The 11,794-nt window shown below is 73.9% G+C and carries 9 protein-coding genes and 1 pseudogene; 5 read left to right on the top strand and 5 right to left on the bottom strand.

The features are described from left to right. Window positions 1–23 precede the first annotated feature (23 nt). Both IPJ59_RS04145 and IPJ59_RS04140 read right to left on the bottom strand, forming a co-directional pair. Window positions 24–680, bottom strand: a complete 657-nt coding sequence (locus IPJ59_RS04145) for a DUF4291 domain-containing protein (protein WP_293252557.1) — start codon at window positions 678–680, stop codon at window positions 24–26. 151 nt (window positions 681–831) lie between these two features. Next, the gene (locus IPJ59_RS04140; protein ID WP_293269844.1) at window positions 832–1,386 is read right to left on the bottom strand and encodes a hypothetical protein; all 555 of its coding nucleotides are present in this window, start codon (window positions 1,384–1,386) and stop codon (window positions 832–834) included. A 288-nt stretch (window positions 1,387–1,674) separates the two neighbouring features. Between IPJ59_RS04140 and IPJ59_RS04135 the strand changes: the two genes are divergently transcribed. The 3 genes from IPJ59_RS04135 to IPJ59_RS04125 are packed head-to-tail and all read left to right on the top strand — an operon-like array spanning window position 1,675 to window position 7,597. Beyond that, the gene (locus IPJ59_RS04135; protein ID WP_293269873.1) at window positions 1,675–3,372 is read left to right on the top strand and encodes a CHAT domain-containing protein; all 1,698 of its coding nucleotides are present in this window, start codon (window positions 1,675–1,677) and stop codon (window positions 3,370–3,372) included. After that, window positions 3,255–3,731 (top strand): SIR2 family NAD-dependent protein deacylase, encoded by a 477-nt coding sequence (locus IPJ59_RS04130; RefSeq protein ID WP_366524528.1) that lies wholly within the window; start codon window positions 3,255–3,257, stop codon window positions 3,729–3,731. Before IPJ59_RS04135 ends, IPJ59_RS04130 begins: the two co-directional genes overlap by 118 nt. Then, entirely contained in the window at window positions 3,728–7,597 is a 3,870-nt protein-coding gene (locus tag IPJ59_RS04125; RefSeq protein WP_293269842.1) for a WD40 repeat domain-containing protein, read from the top strand. Before IPJ59_RS04130 ends, IPJ59_RS04125 begins: the two co-directional genes overlap by 4 nt. 132 nt (window positions 7,598–7,729) lie before the next feature. On the opposite strand, the gene IPJ59_RS04120 is transcribed toward IPJ59_RS04125, so the two are convergent. From IPJ59_RS04120 to IPJ59_RS04110, 3 genes are all read right to left on the bottom strand, one after another. Further along, window positions 7,730–8,371: an RlmE family RNA methyltransferase gene (locus tag IPJ59_RS04120; RefSeq protein ID WP_293269841.1), complete on the bottom strand. Its 642-nt coding sequence runs from the start codon at window positions 8,369–8,371 to the stop codon at window positions 7,730–7,732. Between the two features lie 58 nt (window positions 8,372–8,429). Beyond that, window positions 8,430–9,104 carry a 50S ribosomal protein L3 gene (rplC, locus tag IPJ59_RS04115; RefSeq protein WP_293269840.1) on the bottom strand — a complete coding sequence of 225 codons (675 nt, stop codon included), beginning with the start codon at window positions 9,102–9,104 and terminating at the stop codon, window positions 8,430–8,432. Between the two features lie 101 nt (window positions 9,105–9,205). Further along, window positions 9,206–10,012, bottom strand: coding sequence for a TatD family hydrolase (locus IPJ59_RS04110; RefSeq protein WP_293269839.1), 807 nt, complete (start codon window positions 10,010–10,012; stop codon window positions 9,206–9,208). On the opposite strand from IPJ59_RS04110, the pseudogene IPJ59_RS37535 reads away from it, so the two are divergent. Continuing rightward, window positions 9,978–10,616: pseudogene (locus IPJ59_RS37535) on the top strand (hypothetical protein); the annotation flags it as partial. The gene IPJ59_RS04110 and the pseudogene IPJ59_RS37535 sit on opposite strands and share 35 nt — an antisense overlap. Window positions 10,617–10,698: 82 nt before the next feature. After that, the gene (gene lnt / locus IPJ59_RS04100; protein WP_293269837.1) at window positions 10,699–11,742 is read left to right on the top strand and encodes an apolipoprotein N-acyltransferase; all 1,044 of its coding nucleotides are present in this window, start codon (window positions 10,699–10,701) and stop codon (window positions 11,740–11,742) included. Window positions 11,743–11,794: the final 52 nt, after the last annotated feature.

The raw sequence follows: 11,794 nt of genomic DNA, 5'->3' as shown, positions 1-11,794 counted from the left end.
CAGGCATACGGCGTCCAACAAATCTACGCGGGCGCGGGCCAGGGGTCGACGCCGAGGGCCGCGATCGCGGCCGGGTCGGTGACGGGGTAGACGCGCTCGGCGGGCGTGAGGAGCTCGCGGTAGGGGTTTTGCGCGTGCGGGTGCTGGGCGCGGCACAGCGGCGTGATGTCCTCGACGGCGAGCAGCCACTCGTCGGCGAAGCGGCGCAGGGCCGGGCCGCGCAGGCCGAGCTGGACGGCGCGGCGGGTCTCGGGGGTGCCGCCGGGGGCGTGGTCGGGGTCCCACTGCAGGCGCACGTCGGAGCGGGCGACGGCCCGCTTCCAGTCGCGGTGTTCGGGGTAGCGGTGGGGGTCGTGGGACGAGGGCACGGCGCTGGCGAGCAGTTCGTTGAAGCCGGCGCGGCGCAGCCACAGGGCGAGCACGACCTCCTGGCCCTCCTTGGTGGCCCAGCCGCAGCGGTACATCATCCACAGGAAATTGGGCTTGATCCACGACATGCGATCGCGGCTCCACGCCGGGCCGAAGCGGCCGTGGGCGGCGGCGTCGAGGCCGATCTCGGGGCGGTAGGCCTGGTAGACGACGACGGCGTCGTCGTCGTACTGGGCGAGGATGTGGCGGCCCGCGGCGGGCCAGCGCGGGCGCTGCTCGAGGTAGGGTTCGAGGCGCAGGCGCGTGGGCATGCGGCGCAGTGTGGCGGGGCGGCGGCGCGGGGGTCAAGCGAGCTGCGTGAGGCGCAGGCGTGTGACGGTGCGCCGGGGTGTCGCGGGGCGGCACGCGGTCGCTGCGGGGACACGCAGGGGGACGTGACGCGGTCGCCGTCGCGGGGGTCGATCAGGGGTTCTTCTGGATCTCTTCCTTCTCGACGGAGACCTCGACGCGGCGGCCCTCGGGGCCGTCCTGGACCTTGACCTGGACCGCACCGTCGACGCCGTCGGCGGCGAGCTGATCGCGGATCTGCTGCTCGGCCTCGGCGGGGCTGAGGTCGGCCTCGACGGCGATCACGGGCATGGGCGGGGTCTCGCCGGCGGGGATCGTGGTGGCGGTGATGTCCGCGCCGGCGAGCGCGGGGAACTGGGCCTTGAGCTTGCTGGCGAGGTCGTCGGCGGCGGGGAGCGTGGCGCCCCACAGCTCGATCTCGAGGACCGGGGCGGCGCCGTCCTCGTGCTTGACGCGGACCATGGCGGCGCCGGTCTGGGTGGCCTGGCCCTCGAGGTGCTGCGCGATCGCGTGGACGGTGGTCGGGGGGAGCTCGCCGGCGTCGCGGATCTGGACGCGGAGGCCGGGCGAGCTGCTGAGCTCGGCGACGCGGGCCTGGGGGTCGTCGCCGCGGTCACAGGCGAGGGCGAGCAGGGTGCAGAGCAGGGGCAGCAGGAGTGGCTTGAACATGTGGTGTGGGGTCCTCGGGCTGCACTACGGGGCGGGCGGGGAAAGGTGACAGGGGCGGGTCGCGGGCGCGGGTCGGGGGTCGCGGGCGCTCGGGGTGGACATGGCCCTTGGGTCAGGTGATGTGCCGCTCGCGGGCGCGCGTTGTGGTGACATGTCCCTTGGGTCAGGTGGTGCGGCGCTCGCGGGCGCGCGGGATAGACATGTCCCTTGGGTCAGGTGGTGTGGCGCTCGCGGGCGCGCGGGTGTGGGGCGGGCTGTTGCTGATACAATGCCGGCGGCGGGGTGGTGATGGCGAGCGCCGAGTGTGCCGATCTCGAGGTGAGCCTGACGCGGCGGGACGCGGGCCTGTACGCGATCGAGATGCGCTTCACGCAGCCGGGCAGCGAGGCGGACGTGCGCCTGGAGACCGGGGCCGGGGAGGCGGCGATGGCCCACATCGACCTGGCGGCGCTGCGCGAGCAGCTGCTGGACGCGGACGCGTATGGGGCGACGCTCGGGGCGGCGCTGTTCGGCTCCGCGGCGGCGGCGGCGATGTACGCCCGGGCGGAGGCGACGGCGCAGGAGCTCGGGACGCCGCTGCGGCTGCGGCTGGCGATCGGGGCCGACGCGCCGGAGCTGCACGCGCTGCGCTGGGAGACGCTGCGATCGCCGGCGGGGGCGCGGCTGGTGGCGAGCGAGCAGGTGCAGTTCTCGCGCTACCTGAGCAGCGCGGACTGGCAGGCGGTGCGGCTGCGGCCGCAGACCGAGCTGCGGGTGCTGGTGGCGATCGCCAACCCGGCGGGGCTCGGCGAGTACGGGCTCGCGGCGGTGGATGTCGAGAGGGAGTGGAACGGGGTGCGCGAGGCCCTGGGGGCGCTGCAGATCGCGGCGCTCAAGGAGCCGGGCGAGGCGACGCTCGACCGGATCACGGAGCAGCTGCGCGGTGGCATCGACGTGCTGTACCTGGTGTGCCACGGGACCTGGCAGCGGGGGGCGTCGTGGTTGTGGCTCGAGGACGCGGAGGGGAAGATCGATCGCGTCGGCGGCGAGGCGCTGGTGGAGCGCATCGCGGGGCTTGGCACCCGGCCGCGGCTGGTGGTGCTGGCCTCGTGCGAGGGCGCGGGCGCGGGTCAGACGCACGGGGCCGAGGGCGAGGCGATGGCGGCGTTGGGGCCGAGCCTGGCGCGCGCGGGGGTGCCGGCGGTGCTGGCGATGCAGGGGACGATCAGCGCGCAGACGGTGAGCGTGCTGATGCCGAGGTTCTTCGCGGAGCTGCGCCGCGAGGGCCAGGTCGACCGGGCGCTGGCGCGGGCGCGGGCGGCGGTGCAGGACCGCCGCGACTGGTGGATGCCGGCGCTGTTCATGCGCCTGCGCAGCGGGAGGATCAGCTACACGCCGGGCTTCGGCGGCGATCGATCGAGCTTCGAGAAGTGGCCGGCGCTGCTGCAGAGCATCAAGGCCGGGCGCTGCACGCCGATCGTCGGGCCGGGGCTGGCGGAGCCGCTGCTCGGGGGCTCGCGCGAGCTGGCCCGCCGCTGGGCCGAGACCTACCACTACCCGCTGGCCGGTGACCGCGAGGATCTGCCGCAGGTGGCCCAGTACCTGGTGGTCCATCAGGATCCGAACTTCCCGCGCGACGAGCTCGAGAGCAGCCAGCGGGCGGTGCTGCGCGAGCGCTTCCCGCTGGCTGTCCCGAAGGACATGTGGGAGGCGCCGCTGGACGAGCTGCTGGTGAAGGTGGCGGCGTGGCGGCAGGCCCAGGGCGAGCAGGACTCGCACGCGACGCTGGCCGCGCTGCCGCTGCCGATCTTCGTCACGACGGCGGTCGATCGCCTGCTCGAGCACAACCTGGAGGCGCGGGGCAAGGCGCCGAACTCGGCGGTGTGCGCGTGGCAGGGCGAGGCGGAGGCGGAGGGGGCGCCGGGGGGGAGCTGCGGCCGGATGTGGCGCGGCCGCTGGTGTATCACCTGTTCGGACGGCTCGACGCGCGCGACGCGATGGTGCTGACGGAGGACGACTACTTCGACTTCTTGATCGGCGTGACCGGCAACCGCGACCTGATCCCGGTGACCGTGCGGCGGGCGCTGGCCGACACGGCGCTGCTGTTCCTCGGCTTCCACATGGAGGACTGGAACTTCCGCGTGCTGTTTCGCAGCATCATGAGCCAGCAGGGCGGCGGTCGGCGCAAGCGCTACGCCCACATCGCGGCGCAGATCGATCCGGAACAAGGGCGGGCCGTGGACATCGAGCGGGCGCGGCGGTACCTCGAGGAGTACTTCGACGAGGCGGACATCACGATCTACTGGGGCAGCGCGGAGGACTTCCTCGCGGAGCTGCGAGGTCGCCTCGAGGGCAAGGCGACGTGAGCCCGGCGCCGGCCAACCCCTACGTCGGGCCGCGGGCCTTCACCACCGGCGAGGCGCTGTACGGGCGCTCGGGCGAGCGGGCGGCGCTGCTGGACCTGCTGGTGGCGGAGCGGGTGGTGCTGCTGCACGCGCCGTCGGGGGCGGGCAAGAGCTCGCTGCTGTATGCGGGGCTGATCCCGGACCTGCGCGCGGAGGGCTTCGTGGTCCGGCCGCCGATCCGGGTCGGCACCGAGCCGCCAGCGAGCGCGGCGGGGGTCAATCGCTTCAGCTTCAGCGCGGTGCTCAGCCTGGCCGAGGGCGAGACGCAGCCGCGACCGTTGGCCGACCTGGCGACGCTGTCCCTGGCGAGCTACCTCGGTCCGGCGCCGGCCGAGGCGGAGGTGCTGATCTTCGACCAGTTCGAGGAGGTGCTGACGATCGATCCGATCGATCGCGCGAGCAAGCACGCGTTCTTCGCCGACCTGGCGGCGGCGCTGCGATCGTCGCAGCGCTGGGCGGTGATAGCGATCCGCGAGGACCACCTGGCCGGGCTGGCGCCGTACCAGCGGGCCCTGCCGACGCGGCTGAAGACGACCTTCCACCTCGATCTGCTGGGCGCCGATGCGGCGCTGGCGGCGGTGCAGCTGCCGGCGCGCGCGGCCGGGGTGGAGTTTAGCGACGCGGCGGCGCGCAAGCTGGTCGACGACCTGCGCCAGGTCCAGGTCCAGACGGCGGAGGGCGGGACGGCGCGGGTGCTCGGGCCGTACGTCGAGCCGGTGCAGCTGCAAGTGGCGTGTCGCGATCTGTGGGAGCGCAAGCCGGCGGAGGACCTGACGATCGACGAGCGCGACGTGCAGCAGATCGGCGACGTCGACCAGGCGCTGACCCGCTACTATGACGCCCAGATCGCGGCGGTGGCGGGCGCGACGGGGCTGGCGGAGGTCGAGCTGCGGCGGTGGTTCGACCGGGCGCTGATCTCCGAGCAGGGGCTGCGCGGGCAGGTGCTGCAGGGGGCGACGCAGACGCAAGGGCTGGCCAACGCGGTGGTGCGGGCGCTGGTCGACACGCACCTGGTCCGGGCCGAGCAGCGGCGCGGGATCGTGTGGTTCGAGCTGGCCCACGACCGGCTGATCGGGCCGGTGCGGGCGAGCAACGCGAAGTGGTCGACTGATCACCTGAGCGTGATCCAGCGCCAGGCCCAGCTGTGGGACAGCCACGGGCGGCCGGAGTCGCTGCTGCTGCCCGACCTGGCGGTGATCGAGCGCCAGCTGGCCGATCCGGGGATGGCGGCGCTCGAGCGGAGCTTCCTCGAGCAGAGCAAGCTGCTGCGCCAGCGCGAGGCGGAGTCGCTGCGCCTGCGTCGGATCGTTCGCTGGTTGACGGCCGCGGCGCTGCTCGGGCTGGTGGTCACGCTGGCGACGCTGGCGGTGGTGTACCAGCTGCGCAGCGACGAGGAGCAGCGGCGGCGCGAGGAGGCGGAGGCGGAGCGCGACGCGGCGGCGGCGGCGACGGTGGCGGCGCGGCAGCGGGGTCGCGAGGCGCTGTCGCGGCAGCTGGCGGCGACGGTGCTGGTGATGCCGCCGGAGCTGGCGGAGCTGGCGGCGCTTTATGCGGTGGCGGCGAGCCAGATGGCCTCGGGCTGGGACATTCGCGGCTGCCTCGGCAACCTCGCGGCCCGGGCTCCGCAGCTGCGCGCGCTGCTGCCGGGGACCATGGCGCCGGTGATGCTGGCGCACGACCCCGGGCGCGGGGTGCTGGCGGGCTTGCAGGACGACGGGCGCCTGGTGCTGTGGGACCTCCGGACGCGGCGTGTGATCGCGTCGCCGAGGGCGGGGATCGGCCACGAGGCGGTGATCTTCGACGCGAGTCGCCAGCAGTTCGTGACCGCGGACCGCGACGCGACGGTGACCTTCTACGCGCCGGCGAACGGGGGCGGGCGCAGCCTGGCGCTCGAGAAGGGGCCGTGGCGGCGGATCGCGGTGTCCGGGGACGGCGCGCGCCTGGCCACCGCGGACGCGTTCGGGCGGGTGTGGCTGGTGGACGCGCACACGGGCAGCAAGCTGACCGGGGTCGAGCTGCCGGAGCTCCACGACGGGCGGGTGATCGAGCAGATGGCCCTCGACGCGGACGGCGAGACGCTGGCGTTCGCGACGGCCGATGGGGACGTGAAGCTGTGGCGCTGGGGCACGGGCGGCGTGCTGCGGGCCGAGGTCCCGGCGGCGGAGCGCGAGGGCGGGTCGCCGTCGGAGCGTGAGGGCGGGTCGCCGGCGGGGCTGAGATTTGGCGCCGGAGGGGCGCTGGTGGGGCTGCTCGGGGACGGGCGGGTGCTGCGGTGGACGCTGTCGGCGAAGGGGGCTCCAGGCAAGCCGACGCAGCTGGCGGGGCTGGCCGAGGGGGCGGTGGCGCCGGACAGCGGGCAGCGGGCGAGGTTCCTGGCGCTGGGTCTGGCGGCCGACGGCGCGAGCGCGACGGGGGTGCTGTGCCTCGACGCGTGCACGCGCGAGGTGCTGCTGCAATGGGACGCGGCGAGCGGGCGGGTCGACGGCGTGGCGATCGAGATGTCCGACCGCGACACGAAGGATCGGCGCTTCGATCTGCGGGTCAGTTCGCAGGTGGCGATCGCGGCGGGTGTGCGGGTCGCGGCGCGGGTGTGGGACCTGGTGGGGTGGCGGCCGCTGGCCGGGTCACCGAAGGATGTTCGGGCGCTGGCGGTCAGCGGCGACGGTGAGCTGGTGGCCGCCGCCGGCTGTCCCGCGGACGCGGGTGCGTGTGGCGAGAGCGAGGTGACGGTGTGGCGCGCCCGGGAGCGCACGCGCGTGTACGCGGGGCTGCGCGGGCTGGGTGAGGTGGCGCAGGGGCTCAGCTTCTTCGCCGGCGACCGCCGTCTGGCGGTGCTCGGGCGCGACGGCGGGGTTGTCCTTTGGGACATGTCCTCGGGGCAAGCCACGCCGGGCCCGCGCCTGCCGAGCGTGGCCGACACTCTGGCGCTGCGGGCCCGCGGGGACGGGCTCCTGGCGGCGATCGGCGTCGGCAGCCGGGTGCACGTGTGGGACGTGCTCGGCGACGCGTACGTGCCGGTCGAGTACCGCGGGCCGCGGCGGCCGATCACGGCGCTGGCGATCGACGTCGGGGCGACGCGCCTGGCCGCGGGCGCGTGCCTGGACGACGGCGAGGAGGGGGACGGGCGCTCGATGACCTTCAGGCTGCAAGAGCCCGCCGCGATGGCCCGCGGCGTGGTCGACGAGGGCGGGAGCCAGCCCGCCGAGGAGAAGTGCAGGCGGGGCGGGGTCTTCCTGTGGGACCTGGCGAGCGGGGCGGCGATCGGGGCGCCGGCGGAGGCGCCCGGGGCGGATGTGGTGGACCTCGGCTTCTCGCCCGACGGGGGCCTGCTGCTGGCCGTGAACGCCGACGGGTTGCCGCTGCGCTTCGCCACCGCGGGCGGGCTGCACGACCCGCGCGGGCTCGAGGACGCGAGCATCGTTCAGAGCGGGGCCTTCTCGCCGGACGGGCTGGCGATCGCCACGATCGGCTGCCCGCGCGAGGGATGCATGACGGCGGAGAGCGAGCTGCGGGTGTGGGCCGGCGACCCGATCGCTGCGGTGAGCGCGTCGACGCGGGCGCACAACCCGCTGCCGCGCGAGGGGGTGGAGCTGCGGCGGTATGTGGCGTTCGCGGCCGGGACGGCGGGCCTGGTCAGCGCCAGCGCCGACGGGGTGGTGATCCGGGACCTGAGCGTCGAGGGTATGCAGGCCAGGGCGTGCATGCTGGCGGGTCGCGACATGCGGCCGGAGGACTGGCGGCGCTACTTGCAGGACGAGCCGGCGCCGGCGCCGGCCTGCCCCGAGATCCTGCGGCCGGATGGCGACCTGGCGCGAGGGACAGACTGAGCGGAGGGACAGGCTGACTGAAGGGACAGGCTGGCCGAAGGGACAGGCTGGCCGAAGGGACAGACTGAGCGAAGGGACAGGCTGAGCGAAGGGACAGGCTGGCCGAAGGGACAGGTTGGCTGAAGGGACAGGTCAGGTCGCGGTGGCCGGGGCGGCGGGCAGCTGGGCGGCGGCGCGCAGGCCGCGGCCGACGAGGTACTGCTCGCTGCTGGTCGTGCGGGTGTTCTTCGCGTGGTAGGGCTTGGTCTCCTGGAAGGCCGCGCGCCACTGCTTGATCAGCTCGGGGAACTGGCCGCCCTGGAACACCTTGGCGACCAGGTGGCCGCCGGGGCGCAGGGCCTGGCGGGCGATCTCGAGGGCGCGCTCGGCCAGGGCCTCGCTCTTGTACTGGTCGGTGTGCTTGTCGCCGCTGGTGTGCGGGGCCATGTCGGAGACGACGAGGTCGAAGCGGACATCGGCGCCGAGCAAGGCGGGCGACCAGGTCCACACGTCGGCGACGAAGTGCTGGACCTGCGGCGGGAGGGCGACGGTGACGGGGCGGAGGTCGATGCCGACGACGAGGCCGTCGTCGCCGACCTTCTTGGCGGCGTACTGCATCCACGAGCCGGGCCAGCAGCCGAGGTCGAGCACGCGTACGCCGGGGCGCAGGAGGTGGAAGCGCTGGTCGATCTCCTCGAGCTTGTAGATCGCCCGCGCGGCGTAGTTCTCCTTCTTGGCCCGGAGATAGGCGGCGTCGTGGCGGGAGGCCCGGTCGCTGAGCTTGGGTCTGGACATGGCAAGTACGACAAAGGCAGGCCGCGGGGCCTGCCTCGATCGGGAGCAACAGCGGCGATCAGGCGCCGGTGTTGGTGTTGGCGCGGATCGCCGGCTTGATCGCGTGGCGGATCGTGACGTAGCAGTTGGCGGCGCCGGGGATCGGGCCGCGGACCAGGATCAGGCTGTTCTCGGCGTCGATCTTGGCGACCTTGAGGTTCTGGCAGGTGACGCGGTCGTCGCCCATGTGGCCGGTCATGCGCTTGCCGCGGTGGACGCGGCCGGGGGTCTTGCGGCAGCCGATCGAGCCGCCGTGGCGGAAGAACTCGTGCTGGCCGTGGCTGTTCTTCTCGCCCTCCATGTTGTGGCGCTTGATGACGCCCTGGTAGCCCTTGCCCTTGCTGATGCCGGTCACGTCGACCAGGGCGCCCTCGGCGAAGAGGGTGGCGCTGAGATCACCGCCGACCGGGAACTCGCTGAGCTTGCCGGGAGCGACGCGAAACTCGCGGATCTCCTTGCGGGGGGTGACGCCGGCCTTCTTGAAGAGACCGAGCTCGGGCTTGTTGACCCGCGACTCCTTCTTCTCCTCGAAGCCGACCTGGAGGGCGGTGTACTCGTCGCGCTCGACGGTGCGGTGGGCAGTGACGACGTTGCCGGCGACGTGCAACACGGTCACCGGGACCCGCGTGCCGTCCTCGGCGAAGATCTGCGTCATACCAATCTTTTTGGCGATGAGCCCGAGCTGGAAATTCATGGTTCTTCTTGGCTTTCTCCCGTCGTCACGGCTTCCTTCGCGTTGGTGGTCGAAGAGCGAGGTGCGCGGGCCGACCCGATTAGAACAGGGCGGGCTCGCTGTCAACCTGCGGGGGAGGCCGCGGGGAGGCGCAGGAGGGCCCGGGCGTTGGCGTTGGCGGCCTGGGCGAGCTGCCCGGGGGTGACGCCCCGGAGCCCGGCGAGCTGGGCGCAGGTGAAGGCGACGTACGCCGGCTCGTTCTTGCGGCCCCGCACGGGCACGGGGGCGAGGTAGGGGGCGTCGGTCTCGAGGAGGATGCGGTCGGCGGGGCAGATGCGCGCTGCCTCACGCAGGGGGCCGGCGTTGGGGAAAGTGACGATCCCGGAGAAAGAGAGGAAATAGCCGCGGTCGAGCCAGCCGCGGGCCTCGTCAGGGTTGCCGGTGAAGCAGTGGACGATGCCGGCGACCGGCGGCTGGGCGTCGACCTCGGCCCAGGCGTCGGCGTGGGCGTCGCGGATGTGCAAGACGACGGGCTTGGAGGATTGCCGCGCGAGCTCGAGGTGTCGGGCGAGGGCCCGCTGCTGCTGGTCGCGTGGCGAACGATCGTAGAAGTAATCGAGGCCGGTCTCACCGACGGCGACGACGCGCGGGTGATCGAGGTGGCGGGCGAGCTCGGCGAGGGTGACATCGTCGGCGAGCTGGGCGTCGTGCGGGTGGATGCCGAGGGCGGCGTGGACCCGATCGTGCGCCGTGGCGATGGCGATCGCGGGGGCCCAGGCCGCAGGGGTGCAGCCGACGTGGACGAGGCGCTCGACGCCGGCGGCGGCGGCCCGCGCGAGGGTGCCGGCGAGGTCGTCGATCATCGGCGGGTAGTCGAGGTGACAGTGGGTGTCGATGAGGCCGGGGATCGTCGGCGGGGCGGGGAGCATCGCGGCGAAGCTACCACCGGGCGCGCGTCGGGCAGCGGCGCGTGGGTCGAGCTCGCGGGGGACGCGAGGTCGTCGGCCGGCGCGAGGTGGTGTGCTTGACACCCTGGGCGGGGTCCCGGATGCTCGCGCCGGTGCGAGCGTCCGGGTCGTGATGCGCAGCGTGGACTGGCGCGGGCTGGCGGCGGCGGGGCTTAGCGGGGCGCTGCTGGCGGGATCGTTGCCGCCGCAAGGAGTGCCGGGGCTGGTGTTCGTGGCGATGGCGCCGCTGCTGCTGGCGCTGCGCTCGCGGACGGCGTGGCGCGAGGGGCTGCGGCTGGGCTTCGTGGCCGGCGTGGTGATGATGGCGATCGGCTATCCGTGGTTCATCGGGATGTTCCAGGTGTTCGGGGCGCTGCCGCTGTGGGCGGCGCTGCTGCTGTTCGCGGCGTACTGCTCGTGGAGCGCGGTGCCGGTGGCGGTGTGGGCGGCGGTGATCGTGGCGCTGCCGCGGACGCGGGCGTGGCCGCTGCTGGCGGCGATCAGCTTCGTCGGGCTGTGGTGGTCGTGGCCGGCGTTGTTCCCGTTCACGGTGACGCTCGGGCTGGCGGCGCAGCCCGAGTGGATCCAGGCGGCGGAGCTCGGCGGGGTGGCGCTGGTCGAGCTGCTGGTGATCGGGTGCAGCGTGTGTGTGGTCGAGGCGGTGGCGCGTGGTGGGGCGAGGCGCGTGGCGCTGGGCGGCGGCGGCGGTGGCGATCCCGGGGCTCGCGTTCGGGCTCGGGGCGTGGCGGATCGCCAGCCTCGAGGGCGAGACGACGCGGACGATCCGCTTCGGCGTGGTCCAGCCGAACATCCCGCTGCTGTGGGAGGGCGACGCGGCGAAGCAGGACAAGCTGGCGCGGCTGCGCGAGCCGTCGGCGCGGGCGCAGGCGGGCGGGGCCGAGATCGTGGTGTGGCCGGAGAACATGTACCCGTGGCCGCTCGATCGGCCGATGCTGCGCGACGTCGCGGACGACGATCGGGTGCTCGGGCGGCACGCGCTGCCGACGCTGTTCGGCGCGGGCAGCATCGCCGACGCGGACAAGTACGCGCACAACACGGCGTTCTATATGTCGGGCGAGGGTGAGATCCGGGGCAGCTACGACAAGGTGCTGCTGGTGCCGCTCGGCGAGCACATCCCGCTCGTCGATCCGGACTGGGCGACGGCGCAGATGCCGGGGCTGGCGCACAACCTCGCGGGGGCCGGGCCGACGCGCTTCGTGGTCGAGCCGGGGCCGCCGGGCAGCGGCGCGCCGGCGGTCTCGCTGGGGCCGCTGATCTGCTACGAGGACGTGTTCGCGGAGTTCGCCCGCGGCGTGGCGGGCGTGGCCGGGGGCGTCGAGGTGTTCGTCAACCTCAGCAACGACACCTGGTTCGGGGCCCTGAGCGAGGCGTGGGAGCACCAGGCGCTGGCCCAGTTTCGCAGCGTGGAGCACCGGATCCCGATGGTGCGCAGCGTCAACTCGGGGCCGAGCGCGGCGATCGATCGCGCGGGCAGGATCGTGGCGAGCACGCCGCAGCGGGTCGCCGACCAGGCGGCGCTGGTGCCCGCGGAGCTGCTGCTGGTCGACGTGGCGATCGGGCGCGACACGGAGACGGTGCCGACGGTGTTCGCGCGCGGCGGGTGGTTGCTGCTGCACCTGTGCCGGGCGCTCGCGCTGGGGTTGCTGATCGAGCTGTGGTGGCGCGGGCGGCGGGCGAAGCTCGGGCGCTGATCTGGCCTCACGGACAGGTTTTTGGGCTGTCTGTGGGGACAGTGTGGGCTGT

It is taken from the genome of Nannocystis sp. (genome assembly GCF_016714285.1).
Lineage (GTDB): Bacteria > Myxococcota_A > Polyangia > Nannocystales > Nannocystaceae > Nannocystis.
This window is presented reverse-complemented; position numbering and strand designations above follow the sequence as displayed.

Excerpts from the sequence above, each read along its gene's own strand:
- IPJ59_RS04145 (WP_293252557.1), bottom strand. The coding sequence starts at position 680 with ATGCCCACGCGCCTGCGCCTCGAACCCTACCTCGAGCAGCGCCCGCGC.
- IPJ59_RS04140 (WP_293269844.1), bottom strand. The coding sequence starts at position 1,386 with ATGTTCAAGCCACTCCTGCTGCCCCTGCTCTGCACCCTGCTCGCCCTC.
- IPJ59_RS04135 (WP_293269873.1), top strand. The coding sequence starts at position 1,675 with ATGGCGAGCGCCGAGTGTGCCGATCTCGAGGTGAGCCTGACGCGGCGG.
- IPJ59_RS04120 (WP_293269841.1), bottom strand. The coding sequence starts at position 8,371 with ATGTCCAGACCCAAGCTCAGCGACCGGGCCTCCCGCCACGACGCCGCC.
- rplC (WP_293269840.1), bottom strand. The coding sequence starts at position 9,104 with ATGAATTTCCAGCTCGGGCTCATCGCCAAAAAGATTGGTATGACGCAG.
- IPJ59_RS04110 (WP_293269839.1), bottom strand. The coding sequence starts at position 10,012 with ATGCTCCCCGCCCCGCCGACGATCCCCGGCCTCATCGACACCCACTGT.